The 18,775-nt window shown below is 69.3% G+C and carries 16 protein-coding genes; 6 read left to right on the top strand and 10 right to left on the bottom strand.

Annotated elements, in window-relative coordinates; genetic code table 11:
- Window positions 1–26: 26 nt before the first annotated feature.
- Both H0523_RS03895 and H0523_RS03890 read right to left on the bottom strand, forming a co-directional pair.
- Window positions 27–671, bottom strand: coding sequence for a 3-oxoacid CoA-transferase subunit B (locus H0523_RS03895; RefSeq protein WP_054429401.1), 645 nt, complete (start codon window positions 669–671; stop codon window positions 27–29).
- Window positions 668–1,357 (bottom strand): 3-oxoacid CoA-transferase subunit A, encoded by a 690-nt coding sequence (locus tag H0523_RS03890; RefSeq protein ID WP_024070578.1) that lies wholly within the window; start codon window positions 1,355–1,357, stop codon window positions 668–670. The genes H0523_RS03895 and H0523_RS03890 overlap by 4 nt, the downstream gene beginning before the upstream one ends.
- 170 nt (window positions 1,358–1,527) lie before the next feature.
- Between H0523_RS03890 and H0523_RS03885 the strand changes: the two genes are divergently transcribed.
- Window positions 1,528–2,310, top strand: coding sequence for an IclR family transcriptional regulator (locus H0523_RS03885; protein ID WP_054429402.1), 783 nt, complete (start codon window positions 1,528–1,530; stop codon window positions 2,308–2,310).
- 50 nt (window positions 2,311–2,360) lie between these two features.
- Here H0523_RS03885 and H0523_RS03880 read toward each other — a convergent pair whose 3' ends face one another.
- From H0523_RS03880 to ppc, 4 genes are all read right to left on the bottom strand, one after another.
- A complete protein-coding gene (locus H0523_RS03880; protein WP_020926102.1) occupies window positions 2,361–3,089 on the bottom strand; it encodes an SDR family NAD(P)-dependent oxidoreductase in 729 nt (242 codons plus the stop codon).
- A 155-nt stretch (window positions 3,090–3,244) separates the two neighbouring features.
- Complete coding sequence (locus H0523_RS03875) at window positions 3,245–4,585, bottom strand: short-chain fatty acid transporter (RefSeq protein WP_054429403.1); 1,341 nt, start codon at window positions 4,583–4,585, stop codon at window positions 3,245–3,247.
- A gap of 182 nt (window positions 4,586–4,767) precedes the next feature.
- Window positions 4,768–5,703, bottom strand: a complete 936-nt coding sequence (locus H0523_RS03870) for a 3-hydroxyacyl-CoA dehydrogenase family protein (RefSeq protein ID WP_054429404.1) — start codon at window positions 5,701–5,703, stop codon at window positions 4,768–4,770.
- A 347-nt stretch (window positions 5,704–6,050) separates the two neighbouring features.
- Window positions 6,051–8,897: a phosphoenolpyruvate carboxylase gene (gene ppc, locus H0523_RS03865; RefSeq protein ID WP_054429405.1), complete on the bottom strand. Its 2,847-nt coding sequence runs from the start codon at window positions 8,895–8,897 to the stop codon at window positions 6,051–6,053.
- Between the two features lie 170 nt (window positions 8,898–9,067).
- On the opposite strand from ppc, the gene queC reads away from it, so the two are divergent.
- Window positions 9,068–9,781 carry a 7-cyano-7-deazaguanine synthase QueC gene (gene queC / locus H0523_RS03860; protein WP_054429406.1) on the top strand — a complete coding sequence of 238 codons (714 nt, stop codon included), beginning with the start codon at window positions 9,068–9,070 and terminating at the stop codon, window positions 9,779–9,781.
- A gap of 39 nt (window positions 9,782–9,820) precedes the next feature.
- Here queC and H0523_RS03855 read toward each other — a convergent pair whose 3' ends face one another.
- Complete coding sequence (locus tag H0523_RS03855; protein WP_054429407.1) at window positions 9,821–10,366, bottom strand: GNAT family N-acetyltransferase; 546 nt, start codon at window positions 10,364–10,366, stop codon at window positions 9,821–9,823.
- Window positions 10,367–10,514: 148 nt separating this feature from the next.
- On the opposite strand from H0523_RS03855, the gene H0523_RS03850 reads away from it, so the two are divergent.
- A complete protein-coding gene (locus tag H0523_RS03850) occupies window positions 10,515–11,405 on the top strand; it encodes a LysR family transcriptional regulator (RefSeq protein ID WP_054429408.1) in 891 nt (296 codons plus the stop codon).
- Here the strand turns inward: H0523_RS03850 and H0523_RS03845 are convergent.
- On the bottom strand, window positions 11,353–12,390 hold the full coding sequence (locus H0523_RS03845; RefSeq protein WP_054429409.1) for a 2-isopropylmalate synthase: 1,038 nt from the start codon (window positions 12,388–12,390) through the stop codon (window positions 11,353–11,355). The genes H0523_RS03850 and H0523_RS03845 overlap by 53 nt on opposite strands.
- Window positions 12,391–12,736: 346 nt before the next feature.
- Between H0523_RS03845 and H0523_RS03840 the strand changes: the two genes are divergently transcribed.
- The 3 genes from H0523_RS03840 to H0523_RS03830 all read left to right on the top strand — a co-directional run bounded on the left by H0523_RS03840 (window position 12,737) and on the right by H0523_RS03830 (window position 16,584).
- Entirely contained in the window at window positions 12,737–13,579 is an 843-nt protein-coding gene (locus H0523_RS03840) for an AraC family transcriptional regulator (protein ID WP_054429410.1), read from the top strand.
- A gap of 101 nt (window positions 13,580–13,680) precedes the next feature.
- Window positions 13,681–15,546, top strand: a complete 1,866-nt coding sequence (ilvD, locus tag H0523_RS03835) for a dihydroxy-acid dehydratase (RefSeq protein WP_054429411.1) — start codon at window positions 13,681–13,683, stop codon at window positions 15,544–15,546.
- Window positions 15,547–15,702: 156 nt separating this feature from the next.
- Entirely contained in the window at window positions 15,703–16,584 is an 882-nt protein-coding gene (locus H0523_RS03830; protein ID WP_054429412.1) for a LysR family transcriptional regulator, read from the top strand.
- A gap of 62 nt (window positions 16,585–16,646) precedes the next feature.
- Here the strand turns inward: H0523_RS03830 and lpdA are convergent, their stop codons facing one another.
- On the bottom strand, window positions 16,647–18,044 hold the full coding sequence (gene lpdA, locus H0523_RS03825; RefSeq protein WP_054429413.1) for a dihydrolipoyl dehydrogenase: 1,398 nt from the start codon (window positions 18,042–18,044) through the stop codon (window positions 16,647–16,649).
- Window positions 18,045–18,052: 8 nt separating this feature from the next.
- On the bottom strand, window positions 18,053–18,775 hold a 723-nt coding region (locus H0523_RS03820), incomplete at its 5' end, for a 2-oxo acid dehydrogenase subunit E2 (RefSeq protein WP_180180029.1).

The raw sequence follows: 18,775 nt of genomic DNA, 5'->3' as shown, positions 1-18,775 counted from the left end.
GGCGTTGCCGGGGCGCGGGGGAAGGATCAGTTGGAAAACTTCAGCGGCAGGCCGGTCAGGCGCAGCAGCTCGTCGGCGGTGGTTTCGCCGAACATGTCGATCACCGTGACGCCGTCGGCGCGGATGTCGAACACGGCCACGTCGGTGTACACGCGCGACACGCAGCGCACGCCGGTCAGCGGATAGGTGCAGACGTCGACCAGCTTGCTCTGGCCTTCACGGGTCTGCAGCTCCATCATGACGAAGACGTCCTTGGCGCCGATGGCCAGGTCCATCGCGCCGCCCACGGCGGGGATGGCGTCGGGCGCGCCGGTGTGCCAGTTGGCCAGGTCGCCGTGCCGCGACACCTGGAAGGCGCCCAGCACGCAGATGTCCAGGTGGCCGCCGCGCATCATCGCGAACGAGTCGGCGTGATGGAAGAACGAGCAGCCGGGCAGTTCGGTGACGGGCTGCTTGCCGGCGTTGATGAGGTCGTAGTCTTCCTCGCCCTTGGCCGGCGCCGGGCCCATGCCCAGCATGCCGTTCTCGGTGTGCAGGATGACTTCGCGGTCGGCCGGCAGGTGGTTGGCCACCAGCGTCGGCAGGCCGATGCCGAGGTTGACGTAGGCGCCTTCAGGAATGTCCTGGGCGACGCGGGCGGCGATCTGGTCGCGGGTCAGTTTGGTGCTCATTGCTGCTCCTTGGCGGCCTGGGCGGCGTCGATCTGCACGACGCGCTGCACGAAGATGCCGGGGGTGACGACGGTTTCCGGATCGAGGGCGCCCAGTTCGACGACTTCACGCACCTGCGCCACGGCCACGCGCGCGGCGCTGGCCATGATGGGGCCGAAGTTGCGCGCGGTCTTGCGGTACACCAGGTTGCCCCAGCGGTCGCCGCGCTCGGCCTTGATGAGCGCGTAGTCGGCGTGCAACGGATATTCCAGCACGTACTGGCGGCCGTTGATCTCGCGGGTTTCCTTGCCGTCGGCCAGCGGGGTGCCGTAGCCGGTGGGCGAGAAGAACGCGCCGATGCCGGCGCCGGCGGCGCGGATGCGCTCGGCCAGGTTGCCCTGGGGCACCAGTTCGAGCTCGATCTTGCCGCTGCGGTACAGGCCGTCGAAGATCTGCGAGTCCACCTGGCGCGGGAACGAGCAGATGATCTTGCGCACGCGGTTGGCGCCCAGCAGGGCGGCCAGGCCGGTGGTGCCGTTGCCGGCGTTGTTGTTGATGATGACTAGATCCTTGGCGCCTTGCTCGAGCAGGGCGTCGATCAGTTCCATGGGCTGGCCGGCGGTGCCGAAGCCGCCGATCATGACGGTGGCGCCGTCCGGGACGTCGGCGAGGGCGGCCGCCGCGCTTGCAACAAGCTTAGAAATCATGGTGTTCGCTCATAGGTGGCGTGTCATAATTTGTTCTTAATTAGAACTTTCGTTCTTCTGAAGAACATCGTTTCATGGGGATAGTCGACCGTCAAGGCAAGCCGGCGCGGTGCGATCCTCCCCGTTTCAGGGTTGCCGGCAGCGGCAACGTTTTTTCTCGCGGTAGACGGATGGCCGAGCAAGCAACCCAGCAACCCAGCGACAGCTACGTTCAATCTTTTGCGCGCGGCCTGTCCGTGATCCGGGCGTTCGGCCCGGATCGTTCCCAGATGACGCTGTCCGAGGTCGCGGCCGTGACCGGCCTGACCCGCGCCGGCGCGCGCCGCATCCTGCTGACGCTGGAGCACCTGGGCTACGTCACGGTCGAGGACCGCAAGTTCGCGCTGACCCCGCGCATCCTCGAACTGGGCTACGCCTACCTGTCGGGCACGCCGCTGTGGAACCTGGCGCTGCCCTACATGGAAGAAGTGGCCGAGCTGACGCGCGAGTCGTGCTCGGTGTCGGTGCTGGAAGGCGCCGACATCGTCTACATCCTGCGGCTGTCGACGCACAAGGTCATGACCATCAACCTGGCTGTGGGCAGCCGCCTGCCGGCCTGGGTGACGTCGATGGGCCGCGTGCTGCTGGCGGGCCTGCCCGCGGCCGAACTGGACCGGGTGCTGGCGATGAGCCAGATCCAGGCCTACACCAAGGACACCGTGACCGACATCGGCGCGCTCAAGGCCATCCTGGCCGGCGTGCGCGCCGACGGCTACGCCTGCGTGGCGCAGGAACTGGAGCCGGGCCTGCAGTCCGTGGCGGTGCCGATCGTCGACCGCAGCGGCCGGGTGATCGCCGCGATGAACGTCAGCGGCCATGCCAACCGCTTCTCGCGCGAGGAGATGCTGGCGACCTTCCTGCCGCCGCTGCGCCGCGCCGCCGACCAGATCAACCACGCGCTGCTGCGCCGCTAGGCGGCGCCGAAGGGCGTGGGCTGAAAAATGGTCGGCCATCGCGGCGGGCCTCAGATGGGGGCGACGCCCAGCGTCGTGCCGCCGCACACATACAGCATCTGGCCGGTGACGAAGCCGTTGTCGGGCGACAGGAAGAACATGGCGGCGCGCGCCACGTCCTCGGGCGTGCCCAGGCGCTTGACCACGATGCTGTTGATGATGCGCTCGGTCTGCGGCGCGCCGGCCGGATTGCTCTTGGTGAACAGGTCGGTGGCGATGGGGCCCGGGCCGATGGCGTTGACGGTGATGCCGTCGCCGCCCAGTTCCATGGCCAGCGTGCGCGTCAGCCCGACCAGGCCGGCCTTGGTGGCCGAATAGACCACGCGGTCCGGCTTGCCCAGCGCGGCGCGCGACGACATGTTGACGATGCGGCCGAAGCCGGCCGCGCGCATCGCCGGCAACGCGGCCTGCACCAGGATCAGCGCGGTGCGCAGATGCAGGTTGACCACGTAGTCCAGGTCGGCCAGCGTGGCCGTGTCGGCGGTGCCGGGACGCGTGGCGCCGGCGTTGTTGACCAGGCCGACGATGTCGTAGGCCGCGGTCACTTCCGCGGCCACTGCCTTGGTGCGCGCCTCGTCGGTCAGGTCGGCCTGGTACGACACCAGCCCCGCCGGCGGATGCTCGGGCAGGCGGTAGTCGATGTTGACGACTTTGTGCCCGGCATCCAGCAGCATGCGGATGATGGCGGCGCCGATCCCGGCGCTGCCGCCGGTCACCAGGTACGCGGTAGGTTTGCTCATCTCAGCTCCCAATTCAGTTCTCAATCGCGACGTCCTCAAGAACACCGCCTCTCAACATTCCATCTGCCTCCCCATCGAGGACACCGCCAGATCCGGCTCTGCCGGTCTGCAGGTGTCGCCCCCTGGGGGGCGCGCGCAAGCGCGTACGGGGGGGCTTAATGCGTCAGATAGCCCCACGCCAGGACGGCGGTGATGTGGATCACGCCGACCCACAGCATCATGATGACCGTGTAGCCCATCACGTCGCGCAGCTTGAGCTTGGACAGCGCCAGCGCCGGCAGGATCCAGAAGGGCTGCACCAGGTCGTTCCAGGCGTTGCCCAGCATCACGGCCATGGTGGTCTGGTTGAGCGCGCTGCCGATTTCGCGGGCGGCGTCGATCATGAACGGGCCCTGGATGACCCAGTGGCCGCCGGCCGAGGGCGCGAAGAAGTTGATGACGAACGAGCTGATCAGGCCCCAGAACGGCAGCGTGGCCGGCGTGGCGACGTCGACGAAGACCTTGGAGATGGTGGTCACCAGGCCCGAGGCGGCCATGATGGCCATGATGCCGGCGTAGAACGGATATTGCAGGATGATCCCGGAGATCGTCTTGATGCCTTCGGTCAGCTTGGCCACGTAGGAGGCCGGCGTGCCCAGCAGGATGATGCCCAGGAACAGGATGATGAAGTTGATCAGGTTCAGGTCGAGCGAGCCGCCGTCCATGAAGTGGAAGACGACGTAGGCCACGCCCAGCGCGCCGATCAGCAGGCTCAGCAGGCGGCTGTTGTTCAGCTTGGAGGCCAGCGTGCCCTTTTCGAGCAGGTCCTCGGCGGCGCCGGCGGCGGTGGTGTCGCGGTCGATGGCCGGGTCCACTTCGACGATCTTTTCGCCTTTCTTCGGATGCAGCCAGGCGTTCAGCAGCGGCAGCGTCACGATGATCACCAGGCTGGTGATCAGCATCGGCACCGAGAAGATGGTTTCCGTCAGCGGAATGGTGCCCATCTGCTTGGCGGTGGGGTGGCCAGGCGTGGCCACCAGCACCGGGATGCTGGCCGACAGGCCCAGGCCGTACATGGTGAAGCCGCTGTAGGCCGCGGCGATGATCAGCGGGTAGTGCACGCCCTTGACCTTGAGCGCCAGCTTCTTGGCGACGATGCCGCCGATGACCAGGCCGAAGCCCCAGTTCAGGTAGCTGCCGATGCCGCCGACCAGCGTGGCGACGATGATGGCGGTGTGCGGCTTGTGCACGTGGCTGACGATGCGGTTGAGCAGGCGGTCGGTCAGCGGCGCGGTGGCCAGCACGTAGCCCATGGCCAGGATCACGGCCATCTGGGTGGTGAAGGCCAGCAGGCTCCAGAAGCCCTTGCCCCAGGCGCGGGTCACGTCGCCGATGCCCTGGCCTTCGATGCCCATGGCCAGCAGTACGGTGAGCAAGGTCAGCGCGATCGCGAAGACAAAGGGATCGGGCAGATACTTGCGCATCAGCTCAGTGAAAAAAGATGCCAATTTATTCATGGTGCCTCCTACGAACTCCGGTAAGGCGTATTGCTCTTGTGTCTTGCGCCGCCGTGCGCCGGATAAGGGCGCGAAGCGGATGGGACGGTCGGTTTCTTTGCGTGGTTGGGCTCGTGGCCCGCTGGCGCGTCGGACGGATCGCCGCGCGCCTTATGGTGTAGGGTTTCGGTGTTGCGGCGGCGTCAGGAATCGCCGGCCTTGGCGTTGAGCCACGCGGCCAGCTCGCCCAGCGCCGCGCTCTTCTCGCGCAGCACCTGTTCGCGGCGCTCGGGGCTCCAGGTATAGAACCCCTGGCCGCTCTTGGCGCCGAGCTGGCCGTTCTCGACCTTGCTCTTGAGCAGGTCGGACGGCTCGGTGCGGTTTTCCAGGTCTTTGTAGAGATAGCTGGCGATGGCGTAGTGGACGTCAATGCCGTTCATGTCGCGCTGTTCCAGCGGACCGGACAGCGCCAGGCGGATGCCCAGGCTCCACTTGACCACTTCGTCGATGTCTTCGGCGCTGGCCACGCCCTTTTCCAGCAGCGAGATGGCCTCGCGCGCCAGGGCGTGCTGGATGCGGTTGGCGATGAAGCCGGGGATGTCCTGGCGCACCAGCACCGGGCGCTTGCCGCCCAGGCGCAGCGTCGCCATGACGCGCGCCACGGTGTCTTCCGAGGTGGCGTCGTTGCGCACCACTTCGACCAGCGGGATGACGTCGGCGGGGGTGAAGAAGTGCGTGCCGACGAAGCGGTCGCGGCGCGCGACAGCACTGGCGATGGCGTTGATCGACAGGCCCGAGGTGTTGGTGGCGAAGATCGCTTCGGGCTTGCACAGCGCGTCGAGCTGGGCGAACAGGCCGCGCTTGAGTTCCAGGTTCTCGGGCACCGCCTCGATGACGAGGTCACAGGCCGCCGCCGCGTCCAGGCCGGGCGCCATGCGGATGCGTTGCATCACGGCGTCGACCTGGCCGGGGGCGTAGACGTTCAATTGGCGTTCGATGACGGCGCGGGCGCGATCCAGGGCGCCGTCCATCGGATCAACCAGGACCACGTCCAATCCCTTCGAGGCGAAGAGCGCGGCGATGCCGCTGCCCATGGCGCCGGCGCCGATGACGGCCAGATTCTGCAGGGGAGTATCCATGAGGGTTCGCTTGCCTTACGGGGCGCGCGCGGCGGGCGGCACAGGCGGAACCAGGGAACTGCGATCTGTCTCTTCCGTCGGTGTCTTCCTGTGCGCGGGCCAGAAAAATCGTTGTGTTCTATATACGAACATTTGTGCGTATATAGAATTTCTGACGAAGATAGTACTAAAAGTTGCCGGGGGTGGACAAATGGCCGTTTTGGGGCGTTCGTCAGGTGGACAGTGTGGAACGCGCGCAAGGCCGCCTGCCGAGGCCGCGTCGCGTTCTGCATGGAGGGTCGAATCGATGGAATGGGGCAAAGCGCGCGCCGGAGCGCGAGGCCCCGGCGCGGCGTTACCCTTTTGCCTTACCCCGAATTGCGCAACCCGGCGGCGATGCCGTTGATGGTCAGGTGGATCGCGCGTTGCACGCGTTCATCGGCCTCGGCGGCGGGCGACTTCTGCGCCGCGCGGTGGCGGCGGATCAGGTCGACCTGCAGGTAGTTGAGCGGGTCGATGTAGGCGAAGCGCTCGCGCAGCGAAGCCTGCAGCGACGGGTTGTCGGCCAGCAGCTCGCGCCGCGTCAGCAGCTTGAGCATGGCCAGGGTGCGGCCATGCTCGGCGCTGATCATGCCGAAGATCTTCTCGCGCAGCGCGCGTTGCGGCACCAGTTGCGCGTAGCGCGCGGCGATGGCCAGGTCGGACTTGGCCAGCACCATCTCCATGTTGGACAGCAGCGTGCGGAAGGCCGGCCAGTCCTGGGCCATCTCGCGCAGCTGGGCCAGGCGGCCGCGCTGCGAGCGCGGCGCCCCCGGCGCGCCAGTCTCCAGGTAGGCCTCGATGGCCGACCCCATGCCGTACCAGCCGGTCAGCATCAGGCGGCACTGGGCCCAGGAGAAACCCCACGGAATGGCGCGCAGGTCTTCGATGCGCTGGCCCTTCTTGCGCGAGGCCGGGCGCGAGCCGATGTTCAGGCCGGCGATCTCGGCGATCGGGGTGGCGGCGAAGAAGTATTCGGCGAAGCGCGGCGTGTCGTAGACCAGGCCGCGGTAGCTGCGCTGCGCGGTCTCGGACATGAACGACATGGCCGGGCCATGATGCGCCATGTGCGCGTCTTCCGCGCTGGTGGCCTCGGCGCGCGGCGCCAGGCTGGATTCGAGCGTGGCGGCGACCAGCAGCTCCAGGTGCCAGCGGCCGACCTCGGCATCCTTGTACTTGCTCTGGATGACCTCGCCCTGTTCGGTCAGGCGGATCTGGCCGGCCACGGTGCCGGGCGGCTGTGCCAGGATGGCGTCGAAGCTGGAACCGCCGCCGCGGCCGACCGAGCCGCCGCGGCCATGGAACAGGCGCAGCCGCACGTGGCGGCTGGAGAACACGTCGACCAGCGCGCGTTCGGCCTGGTAGAGCGACCAGTTGGAGGTCAGGAAGCCGCCATCCTTGTTGCTGTCGGAATAGCCCAGCATGACTTCCTGGGCGCCGTTCTGCGCCCGCTTCACGCGTTCGCGGATCTCGGGCAGATCGAGCCAGGCGGCCATGATGTCGGCGCCGCGCTGCAGGTCGGGGATGGTCTCGAACAGCGGCACCACCATCAGGCCGTCTTCCGGCGCGATCTCCTGGCCGGCGGGCGCGATCAGGCCCGCTTCCTTCTGCAGCACCATCACTTCCAGCAGGTCGCTCAGGGTCTCGGTGTGCGAGACGATGGTCTGGCGCACGGCCTGCTTGCCGTAGCGCATGCGGCCGGCGGCGGCGGCGCGCAGCACCGCCAGTTCGCGCGTGGTGTCCTCGCTGTAGGCGATCCAGGGCGAGGCCAGCGGCCGCGCCTGCGCCAGTTCGGCGCGCAACAGGGCCACGCGCGCGTCCTCGTCCAGCGCCAGGTAGTCCAGCGGCTGGCCCTCGTGGGTGGCGCCGGCGCGGCTGAACAGTTCGGCCAGCGCGCGCTCGTGCACGTCGGAACTCTGGCGCAGGTCGACCGTGGCGAGGTGAAAGCCGAACACTTCGACCGCCTGCTGCAGGCCGGCCAGGCGCAGCTTGCCGATCGGCGCGCCATGGTGCGCGGCCAGCGACGCGGCGATGACGGCCAGGTCGGCCGACAATTCCTGCGGCGTGTCGTAGGGCTGGGCCGCGACGGTGCTGCGGCGGGCCAGGTTCTGGCCGGTCAGGCGCAGCGCGGTGGCGGCCAGGCGCGCATAGACGCCGACCAGCGCGCGCCGGTAGGGCTCGTCGCTGCGATGCGGCGAGTCGTCGCCGCTGTGTTCGGCCAGCGCCAGCAGCGCCGGGTCGACCGCGATCAGCAGCGTGGTGATGGACAGCTCGGCGCCGAGCGCATGCACTTCCTGCAGGTAGTGCTCGAACAGCACGGTGGCCTGGCGCAGCAGGGCGCGCTCCAGCGTGCCTGCGTCGACGTTCGGGTTGCCGTCGCGGTCGCCGCCGATCCAGCTGCCCATGCGCAGGAACGGCTCGAGCGGCGGGGGCGGGGCAACGAAGGGCTTGGCGTCGCGATTGAGCAGCTTGGACAGGTCGCCGTAGACGCGCGGGATGACCTGCAGGAAGGTGCTGCGGTAGTACGACAGCGCGTTCTCGATCTCGTCGGCCACCGTCAGGCGGGTGTAGCGCAGCATGCGCGTCTGCCACAGCGTGGCCACGCGGCCGAGCAGCGCGGCATCGAGTTCGGTCAGTTCCTCCGGCGTCAGCGGCTGGTCGCGCTGGGCCAGCGCGGCGGCGATCTCGCGATGCACGTCCAGCGTGCTCTTGCGCTGCACTTCGGTGGGGTGGGCGGTCAGCACCGGCATGACGCAGGCGTCGGCCAGCAGGCGGCGGATGCGCGCCGGCGTCACGCCATGGCGGCCCAGGGCCTGCACCGCGTCGCGCAGGCTGCCGCGCGCGGGCGCATCGCCGGCCAGGGCGCGGGCGCGCTGGCTGCGGTTCTGGTCGCGGTCCTCGGCGATGTTCGACAGGTGCAGGAAGTAGCTGAAGGCGCGCGCCACCGAGTTGGGGTCGCTGCCCTGCAGGTGCTTGACGCGCTGCTCCAGCAGCTTGCCGTCGGCGGCGTTGCCTTCGCGGCGGAACTTGACGGCGGTGCGGCGCAGGGTCTCGATGGTGTCGAAGACGCGTTTGCCTTCGCATTCGGCGATGACTTCGCCCAGCATTCGGCCTAACAGCCGGATATCGTGACGCAAGGGTTCTGCGGAGTCGGACTGCGGGCGGCTGGCATTCATCGGGCGGGGGATCCGTCGGGCTGCTGGGAAAGGGAGGGTGGGGTGATGCGCGCTGCTGGTAAACCGTGAACGAGAACGTCACCGATTTTACGCAGGCTTCCTTACGGCGCAGCCGGCCGGCTGCGGTAAAGTCTGGCTCTATCCCTTAGTCTTTGCAGAAACCCCCTTTTATGCTGAATCACCAACGTCGCGCGCTCGTGCTGTTTTCGGGCGGCCAGGATTCCACCACCTGCCTGGCCTGGGCGCTGGACCGCTATGCCCATGTGGAAACCGTGGCGTTCGACTATGGTCAGCGCCACCGCATCGAGCTGGATGCGCGCCTGAACGTGCTGCGCGACATCCGCGCGCGTTTCCCGCAGTGGGCGCCGCGCCTGGGCGAAGACCATCTGCTGGACCTGAAGGTGCTGGGCCAGGTGGGCGACACCGCCATGACCAGCGACCGCGCCATCGAGATGCAGGCCAACGGCCTGCCCAACACCTTCGTTCCGGGCCGCAACCTGCTGTTCCTGACGCTGGCGGCGGCGCTGGGCTACCGGCGCCAGCTGGACGTGCTGGTGGGCGGCATGTGCGAAACCGATTTCTCGGGCTACCCCGACTGCCGCGACGACACCATCAAGGCGCAGCAGGTGGCGCTGGGCCTGGGCCTGGGCAGCCGCGTCACCATCGAGACGCCGCTGATGTGGATCGACAAGTCCGAGACCTGGGCGCTGGCCCAGCAACTGGGCGGCGACGCGCTGGTCGAGACCATCGTCGAGGAAAGCCACACCTGTTACCTGGGCGAACGCGGCGCGCGCCACGGCTGGGGCTACGGCTGCGGCGAATGCCCGGCCTGCAAGCTGCGCCGGGCCGGCTGGGAGAAGTGGACGGCCGCCACCGGCGGCTGACGTTTCCGGCCGCCGGGACTTGCGGCGGCCGAGCGCCGATCAGGGACGCTGCGGCGGCGTGGCGTCACCCTCGCCCAGCGCGCGCTGCATCAGCACGGTGTCGCGCCATTCCCCATGCTTGTGGCCCACCGAGCGCAGCGTGCCCACCGGGTGAAAGCCCTGGCGCGCATGCACCGCCAGCGAGGCGGCGTTGCGGCTGTCGCCGACCACCGCCAGCATCTGGCGCCAGCCGGCCGCGGTGCAGCGTTCGATCAGGGCGGCCAGCAGCTTGCCGCCGATGCCCTGGCCGGCGCGGCCCGCCTTGACGTAGACCGAGTCCTCGACCGTGTGGCGATAGGCCGGGCGGGGGCGGTAGGGCGTGACGTAGGCATAGCCCACCACTTCGCCGTCGATCTCCGCCACCAGATAGGGCATGTCCTTTTCCAGCACGCCGGCGCGCCGCTGGCGCATCTCCTGGATGGAGGGCGGCTCCAGCTCGAACGACGCGGTGCCGTGCTGGACGTGGTGCGCGTAGAGGGCCTTGATGGCGGGCAGGTCGGCATCCGCGCTATCGCGGATCAGGAGGGGGGCGGCAGGTTGCGGCATGGGGAAGCGGAGAAAGGCGCGCCGGCGCGGCGCGAAAACGAGTCGCCAGTGTCGCGCAAGGCCATGCATAAATAAAGCTTTGGTCTATTATCGTTTTCATAAGTAAAACTTTGACCAAGGCGGCGGCCGCACGGCGCCGGATGGACCCATGCGCGGACTCAATCTGGACGCCCTGCGCACCTTCGCGCAGGTGATCGAACTGGGCAGTTTCTCGGCCGCGGCCGAACGGGGCGGCATCACCCAGCCCGCCGTCAGCCTGCAGGTGCGCCAGCTCGAACGCCGCTTCGGCCTGAAGCTGGTCGAGCGGGTGGGCCGGCGAGCGGGGCCGACCGCCGCCGGGCTGGAACTGCTGACCCACATCCGCGCGATCGACACGGCGCTGGCGCAGGCCGAGCAGGCCATGACGGCGCACGCCGCGCAGGTGACGGGGCGGGTGCGGCTGGGCACCGGCGCCACCGCCTGCACCTATCTGCTGCCGCCACTGCTGGCGAGCCTGCGGCGGCGCTTTCCGGCGCTGGACGTGGTGGCCAGCACCGGCAATACCGCCGACATGCTGCGCGGGCTGGAGAACAACACGCTGGACATCGGCCTGGTGACGCTGCCGGCGCCGGGCCGCATGTTCGAGGTCACCCCGGTGCTGGAAGACGAGTTCGTGGCCATCTTTCCGGCGCGCGGCCCCATCGCCATGCCGGATGCCGTCACGCCGCAGGCGTTGGCGGCGTTGCCGCTGGTGCTGTTCGAGCCGGGCGCGCGCACCCGGCGGCTGGTGGATGACTGGTTCGAGGAAGCCGGGATGGCGCCCAAGCCGGTCATGGAACTGGGCAGCACCGAGGCCATGAAGGAAATCGTGGCCGCCGGCCTGGCCTGCGCCGTGCTGCCCAGGCTGGCGGTGAGCGGCGCCGGCCACCGCGACAGCCTGGCCGTGCGCTCGCTGGCGCCGCGCCTGGCGCGCACCCTGGCCATCGTGGTGCGCCGGGACAAGCCGCTCAGCCGTGGACTGCGGCACCTGCAGGAAGCGTTGCTGGCGCTGCGGGCATGAACGCATAGGGGTGGAACACGTCCACCGGCAGCTGGTTGCACGCCTCGACGCAGTCGCGCACGGCGGCCATGCCGGTGAAGTCCAGGCCGCTGGCGATGCCCTGGCGATCCAGGTTCAGCGCCAGCGTCACCAGGTCGACGTTGCCGGTGCGTTCGCCATTGCCGAACAGGCAGCCCTCGACCCGGTCGGCGCCGGCCAGCAGCGCCAGTTCGGCCGAGGCCACGGCGGTGCCGCGGTCGTTGTGCGGATGCACGCTCAGCACGATGCTGTCGCGCCGCGCCAGGCGGCGGTGCATCCATTCGATCTGGTCGGCATAGACGTTGGCGGTCGTGCATTCCACCGTCGACGGCAGGTTGATGATCATCTTGCGCGCCGGCGTCGGACGCCAGATGGCGCTGACCGCATCGCAGACCTCCAGCGCGAAATCCAGTTCGGCCAGGCTGAAGGTCTCGGGCGAATACTGGTAGATCCATTCGGTGTCCGGATGCGCGTCGGCCAGGGCGCGGATCTGGCGCGTGCCGGCCAGCGCGATCTCCTTGATCTCGGCGCGGCTCATGCCGAACACGATGCGGCGCCATTGCGGCGCGATCGGGTTGTACAGGTGCACGATGGCGCGCGGCGCGCCGCGCAGCGATTCGAAGGTGCGCGCGATCAGGTCGGGCCGCGACTGGGTCAGGACCTCGATGGTGACGTCGGCGGGAATGCGGTTCTCCTCGATCAGCTTGCGCACGAAATTGAAGTCGGTGTCGGAAGCCGACGGGAACGCGACTTCGATCTCCTTCAGTCCCACCGCCACCAGCTGTTCGAAAAAGCGCAGCTTGCGGGCTGCGTCCATGGGGTCGATCAGCGCCTGGTTGCCGTCGCGCAGATCGGTGCTCATCCAGATGGGCGGCGCGCTCGGGCGGCGGGCCGGCCATTGGCGCTCGGCGTAGTCGCGGGCAAAGGGCTGGACGGGGCGGTACTTGTGTTGGGGATGGTCGAGCATGGAAACCTCCGGCCGCGCGGCGCGCGGCGTCTGGGGCCGCCGGTCTGCGGCGGCGGTCGGGCAAGGGAGGTGGCGGACGGACCCGTCAGAGGGCCCGGGGCTGCCGGGCGGCCACGGGGCGCAAGGCCCGGCAACCGCGCGCTAGTCGTAGCGTCGGCGGGACGGCGCGCGCAAGTGCGAAGGCGTCTGATTTCCCGGCCAGGCGCGCGCGCCGGCCGCGCAAGGCGGCGCGGGTGGCGGGGGAGCGGGGACGAAGACGCATGATCGGAACGCGGACGGCAGGGAAATCAACGGCAATGCGGGCAGGATAGGTACACTGGAAAAGACCGTCTACCGCCAGCTGGGCATGAATCGTCGAGAAATGGACAAATCCAAAGCACCGCCGCGCCCCTCCGGATCGCGCAAGCCCGCCGACCTGGACCTGTTTCCGTACGAATCGTCGCAGCGGCCGGTGGCCGCGCTGGCGGTGGATTACGAGGACGGGCACCGCGTGCGGCGCCATCGCCACCGCCGTTCGCAGCTGCTGTACGCGATCTCGGGCGTGATGGTGGTCGATACCGATGCGGGCATCTGGGTGGTGCCGCCCACGCGCGGCGTGTGGGTGCCGGCCTGGGTCTCGCACGCCATCCGCATGAGCGGCGAACCGCGCATGCGCACGGTGTTCGTCGAGCCGGGCGCGGCCTCGCACCTGCCCACCGAATGCTGCGTGCTGTCGATCTCGCCGCTCTTGCGCGAGCTGATGGTGGCGGCAGCCGAAGTGCCGCTGGATTGGCAGCCGGGCACCCGCGACGGCCGCCTGATGATGCTGCTGCTGGACGAACTGAAACAGGAGCCGGTGCTGCCGCTGCACCTGCCGCAGCCGTCCGAGCCGCGCCTGGCGCGCATCTGCCGCGCCATCGTGCGTCACCCCGAGCGCCAGGCGGGCGCGGCCGACTGGGCGCGGGAATTGGGGGTGGATCCCAAGACGGTGCATCGCCTGTTCCTGCGGCACACCGGCATGACCTTCGGCCGCTGGCGCCAGCAGGCGCGGCTGCTGGCGGCGATGGAGCGGCTGGCGCGCGGCGAGCGGGTGCTGGATGTGGCCCTGGATCTGGGCTACGAGAGCCCCAGCGCCTTCGCGGCCATGTTCCGCAAGGCGCTGGGCGAGCCGCCCAGCGCGTTTGCGGCGCGCGGCGCGGCGTCCGCCTGATGGCCACGGCGCGGCCTCGGGGCGGCCTGCGGCCGCTGCCGGCCGGAACCAGCGTATTATTTACCGTTTTGCCGCCCACGCTAATAGCCTGAGACAAGATCATGCCGCACTACCGTTCCCGCACCTCGACCCACGGCCGCAACATGGCCGGCGCCCGCGCCCTGTGGCGCGCCACCGGCATGAAGGACGGAGACTTCGGCAAGCCGATCATCGCGGTGGTCAACTCGTTCACGCAGTTCGTGCCGGGCCACGTGCACCTGCGCGACCTGGGCGCGCTGGTCGCCAAGGAGATCGAGGCCGCCGGCGGCGTCGCCAAGGAATTCAACACGATCGCCGTCGATGACGGCATCGCCATGGGCCACGGCGGCATGCTGTATTCGCTGCCGTCGCGCGAACTGATCGCCGACTCGGTCGAATACATGGTCAACGCGCACTGTGCCGACGCCATGGTCTGCATCTCGAACTGTGACAAGATCACCCCGGGGATGCTGATGGCCGCGATGCGCCTGAACATTCCCGTGGTGTTCGTGTCCGGCGGCCCGATGGAAGCCGGCAAGGTCAAGTCGCCGACCGACGGCAAGGTGATCGCCAAGATCGACCTGATCGACGCCATGATCAAGGCCGCCGACCCGAAAGTGTCGGACGCCGAAGTGGCCGAAGTCGAACGCAGCGCGTGTCCGACCTGCGGCTCCTGTTCCGGCATGTTCACCGCCAACTCGATGAACTGCCTGACCGAGGCCATCGGCCTGGCGCTGCCGGGCAACGGCACCATCGTCGCCACGCACGCCTGGCGCAAGGGCCTGTTCGAGCAGGCCGGCCGCCTGGTGGTGGACCTGTGCCGCCGCTACTACGTCGAGGAAGACGAATCGGTCCTGCCGCGCAGCATCGCCACCAAGAGCGCGTTCCAGAACGCCATGGCGCTGGACGTGGCCATGGGCGGCTCGACCAACACCGTGCTGCACCTGCTGGCCGCGGCGCAGGAAGCCGGCGTCGACTTCACCATGGCCGACATCGACCGCATCTCGCGCAAGGTGCCGTGCCTGTGCAAGGCCGCGCCCGCCACCGACAAGTACCACATCGAAGACGTGCACCGCGCCGGCGGCATCCTCGGCATCCTGGGCGAACTGGCGCGCGCCGACCTGCTCGACCTGTCCTGCGGCAACGTGCACAGCGGCACGCTGGGCAACGCCATCGCGCAATGGGACGTGGCCGGCGGCGCCGGCGAAGCGGCGCAGAAGTTCTACCGCGCGGCGCCCGGCGGCATCCCCACCACCGTGGCCTTCAGCCAGGACGCCACCTTCCTGACGCTGGACACCGACCGCCAGACCGGCTGCATCCGCAGCAAGGAAAACGCCTACTCCAAGGACGGCGGCCTGGCCGTGCTGTACGGCAACCTGGCCGAGAAGGGCTGCATCGTCAAGACCGCGGGCGTGGATGAATCGCAGTGGGTCTTCACCGGCCGCGCGCGCGTGTTCGAAAGCCAGGACGATGCCGTCGAAGGCATCCTGGGCGACAAGGTCGTGGCGGGCGACGTGGTGGTGATCCGCTACGAAGGCCCCAAGGGCGGCCCCGGCATGCAGGAAATGCTGTATCCCACGTCCTACCTGAAGTCCAAGGGCCTGGGCAAGACCTGCGCGCTGTTCACCGATGGCCGCTTCTCGGGCGGCTCGTCGGGTCTGGTGATCGGCCACGCCTCGCCCGAAGCGGCCGAGGGCGGCACCATCGGCCTGGTGCAAGAGGGCGACACCATCGAGATCGACATCCCCAACCGCAAGATGCACCTGGCGGTGTCCGACGAGGAACTGGCCCGCCGCCGCGCCGCGATGAACGCGCGCGAGGATGGCGGCTGGCTGCCGGTGGGCCGCGAGCGCGTGGTGTCGCAGGCCCTGCAGGCCTACGCGGCGCTGGCCACCTCGGCCGACCGCGGCGCGGTGCGCGACCTGTCGCAGCTCAAGCAGAAGCGTTGATCGGCCGCGGGTCGATGCAGTGAAAAAAGCGGCGCCGCGTGCGCCGCTTTTCTTTTGCGGCCGCGCTGCCGGATAACCCCGCCGTCGGCCAGGACACCGCGCAATTGCGGCGGCGGCGCGCTATAAAATCCGGATACTTGTGATCCGGAGTCAAAAATGGCGCTCAATTCAGAGGCCCTGCGGCTGTTCCTGGGCGTGGTCGACGCCGGTTCGATGAGCGCGGCCGCCGAAATGCTGGGCCAGACCGCGTCCGGCGTCAGCCGCGGCCTGTCGCGCCTGGAGGAAGACCTGGGCGTGACGCTGCTGACCCGCACCACGCGGCGCATGGAGCTGACCGCCGAGGGCGCGCACTTCCTGCAGAAGGCGCGCCAGATCGTGCAGTCGCTGGAAGAGGCCGAGGAGTGCATGCGCATCGTCAACCAGCAGCCGGCCGGCCGCCTGCGCGTCGACGCCTCGGTGCCGGTGATGCTGCATTGCGTGGTGCCGCACGTGGCCGACTTCCGTCGCGAGTATCCGGCGATCTCGCTGGAGCTGACCAGCAACGACCGCATCGTCGACCTGATCGAGCATCGCACCGACGTGGCCCTGCGCATGGGGCCGCTGAACGATTCCACGCTGCACGCGCGGCCGATGCGTCCGCGTCCGCGCTGGCTGATGGCCAGCCCGGAGTACCTGGCGCGGCGCGGGGTGCCGCGCACGGTCGAGGACCTTGCCCGGCACGAACTGCTGGGTTTCACCCAACCCGAAAGCCTGAACGTCTGGCCGCTGCGCCACGCGGGCGGCTCGACCTATCTGGCCACGCCCACGCTGGCCACCTCCAGCGGCGAGACGCAGCGCCACCTGGCGCTGCGCGGCGTGGGCATCGCCTGCCTGTCGGATTTCGTGTCGCGCGACGATCTGATCGAAGGGCGCCTGGTGCGCATCATGGAAGACCTGCACACCGACTACCTGCAGCCGATGCACGCGGTGTACTACCGCAACACGCAGCTGTCGCGGCGCATCGCCTGCTTCCTGGATTTCTTCGCCAGCCGGTTGTGAGGGCAGGGGCCTGGCGCGACCGATGACGGTCCGCGCCAGGCCCCTGCGCGCTGCTACGTGCCTTAGCCGTGCAGCGCCCGGCCGAAAGCCGCCAGCACCGATTCGTGCAGCGTTTCCGACAGCGTCGGATGCGCGAACACGGTGTGCATCAGGTCTTCCTCGGTGGCTTCCAGCGCCGCCGCCACGCCGTAGCCGGCGATCAGCTCGGACGCCTCGGGGTGGATGATGTGCGCGCCCAGCAGCTCGCCGGTCCTGGCGTCGAACACCGTCTTCACCAACCCCTGGTCCTCGCCCATGGCGATGGCCTTGCCGTTGCCGGCGAAGGTGAATTTGCCGACGCGGATCTCGCCGCCCGTCGCCTTGGCGTGTTCGCGCGCGCGGGCCTCGGTCATGCCGATGCTGGCGACCTGCGGGTGCGAATACGTGCAGGCGGGGATGCGCAGCGGGTCGAGCGCATGCGCCGGCAGGCCGGCGATGGCTTCGACGCACAGCACGGCTTCGTGGCTGGCCTTGTGCGCCAGCCACGGCGCGCCGGCCACGTCGCCGATAGCGTAGACGCCCGGCTCGGCGGTGCGGCACAGGCCGTCGGTGACGATGTGGGTCTTCTCCACCTTCACGCGGGTCTGCTCCAGGCCCAGGTCCTCGACGTTGCCGACGATGCCGGCGGCCACGATGACGCGCTCGACCTCCAGCTCGATCTGCTTGCCCTGTTGCTCCAGCACGGCCTTGACGCCCGTGGCCGTCAGGCTGGATGACTTGACCGCGCACTGCGTCAGCACGCGGATGCCCTGCTTCTCGAAGGCCTTGCGCGCCAGCGCGGAGATCTCGGCGTCTTCCTGCGGCAGGATCTCGGCGGTCATGTCGATCAGCGTCACCTCCGCTCCGACCGCGCGGTAGAAGCTGGCGAACTCGGCGCCGATCGCGCCCGCGCCCACCACCAGGAGCGACTTGGGCAGCGCCGGCGGCGTCAGCGCCTGGCGGTAGGCCCAGATGCGTTCGCCCACCGGCAGCGCCGGCAGCTCGCGGGCGCGCGCGCCGGTGGCCAGGATGATGTGGCGGGCCGACAGCGTGGCGCCGTTGTCGAGCGCGACGCGGCCGCCGCCGGCCAGCCTGGCGCTGGCGGCGAACACCGTGACGCCGTTCTTTTTCATCAGGTGCGCCACGCCCTGGCCCAGGCGGCCGGCGACCTTGCGCGAGCGCGCCACCATCGCGGGCAGGTCGGGTTGCGCCGCGCCCGCGCCGGTCACGCCGTAGTGGTCGGCTTCGCGGCAGGCGCGCAGCACGGTGGCGCTGTGCAGCAGCGCCTTGGTCGGAATGCAGCCCCAGTTCAGGCAGATGCCGCCCAGCTCGGCGCGCTCCACCAGCGCGGTGGACAGGCCCAGCTGGGCCGCGCGGATGGCGGCCACGTAGCCGCCGGGTCCGCCGCCCACCACCACCAGGTCAAACGAAGTCTTGGTCATGGCGGGGCTCACAGCAGGATGCGCACGGGGTTCTCGATCAGCGCGCGGAACGCGGCCAGCCAGCGCGCGCCGACGGCGCCGTCCACCACGCGGTGGTCGGCCGACAGCGTCACGGTCATGACGGTGGCGGCCTGCAGGCCGCCGTTGTCGTCCACCACCGGGCGGCGCTCGGCCGCGCCCACCGCCAGGATCGCGGCCTGCGGCGGGTTGATGATGGCGGCGAACTGCTTGATGCCGTACATGCCGAGGTTGCTGACCGTCAGCGAGCCGCCAGTGAATTCCTCGGGCTTGAGGCGGTTGACCTTGGCGCGGCCGGCCAGCTCGACGATCTCGCCGGCGATGGCGGACAGCGGCTTGACGTCGGCGTCGCGCACGATGGGCGTGACCAGGCCGCCGTCGGTGGCCACGGCGACGCTGATGTCGGCGCCGGCGTGGAATTCGATGGCGTCATCGTGCCAGCTGGCGTTGACCTCGGGCACCTCGCGCAGCGCCAGGGCGGCGGCGCGCACGATGAAATCATTGACCGACAGCTTGACCGCGCCGCCCTGGTTGGCCTGCGCGCGCAGGGCCAGCAAGGCGTCCATGCGGCAATCCACGGTCAGGTAGAAGTGCGGCACCTGCTGCTTGCTTTCGGTCAGGCGGCGGGCGATGGCGCGGCGCATGCCGGAATGCGGCACGCGGCGGCCGGCGGCGCGGCTGGCCTGGGGCGCGGCGGCAACGGGGGCGCGGTC

The sequence above is a fragment of the Achromobacter insuavis genome (genome assembly GCF_902859645.1).
Lineage (GTDB): Bacteria > Pseudomonadota > Gammaproteobacteria > Burkholderiales > Burkholderiaceae_B > Achromobacter > Achromobacter insuavis.
This window is presented reverse-complemented; position numbering and strand designations above follow the sequence as displayed.

Bases quoted from the DNA above. Each gene is read 5' to 3' on its own strand.
- H0523_RS03885 (WP_054429402.1), top strand. From the start codon at position 1,528: ATGGCCGAGCAAGCAACCCAGCAACCCAGCGACAGCTACGTTCAATCT.
- H0523_RS03880 (WP_020926102.1), bottom strand. From the start codon at position 3,089: ATGAGCAAACCTACCGCGTACCTGGTGACCGGCGGCAGCGCCGGGATC.
- lpdA (WP_054429413.1), bottom strand. From the start codon at position 18,044: ATGACCAAGACTTCGTTTGACCTGGTGGTGGTGGGCGGCGGACCCGGC.
- H0523_RS03875 (WP_054429403.1), bottom strand. From the start codon at position 4,585: ATGAATAAATTGGCATCTTTTTTCACTGAGCTGATGCGCAAGTATCTG.
- H0523_RS03850 (WP_054429408.1), top strand. From the start codon at position 10,515: ATGCGCGGACTCAATCTGGACGCCCTGCGCACCTTCGCGCAGGTGATC.
- H0523_RS03830 (WP_054429412.1), top strand. From the start codon at position 15,703: ATGGCGCTCAATTCAGAGGCCCTGCGGCTGTTCCTGGGCGTGGTCGAC.
- H0523_RS03895 (WP_054429401.1), bottom strand. From the start codon at position 671: ATGAGCACCAAACTGACCCGCGACCAGATCGCCGCCCGCGTCGCCCAG.
- queC (WP_054429406.1), top strand. From the start codon at position 9,068: ATGCTGAATCACCAACGTCGCGCGCTCGTGCTGTTTTCGGGCGGCCAG.
- H0523_RS03845 (WP_054429409.1), bottom strand. From the start codon at position 12,390: ATGCTCGACCATCCCCAACACAAGTACCGCCCCGTCCAGCCCTTTGCC.
- H0523_RS03870 (WP_054429404.1), bottom strand. From the start codon at position 5,703: ATGGATACTCCCCTGCAGAATCTGGCCGTCATCGGCGCCGGCGCCATG.
- H0523_RS03840 (WP_054429410.1), top strand. From the start codon at position 12,737: ATGAATCGTCGAGAAATGGACAAATCCAAAGCACCGCCGCGCCCCTCC.
- H0523_RS03890 (WP_024070578.1), bottom strand. From the start codon at position 1,357: ATGATTTCTAAGCTTGTTGCAAGCGCGGCGGCCGCCCTCGCCGACGTC.
- ilvD (WP_054429411.1), top strand. From the start codon at position 13,681: ATGCCGCACTACCGTTCCCGCACCTCGACCCACGGCCGCAACATGGCC.
- ppc (WP_054429405.1), bottom strand. From the start codon at position 8,897: ATGAATGCCAGCCGCCCGCAGTCCGACTCCGCAGAACCCTTGCGTCAC.
- H0523_RS03855 (WP_054429407.1), bottom strand. From the start codon at position 10,366: ATGCCGCAACCTGCCGCCCCCCTCCTGATCCGCGATAGCGCGGATGCC.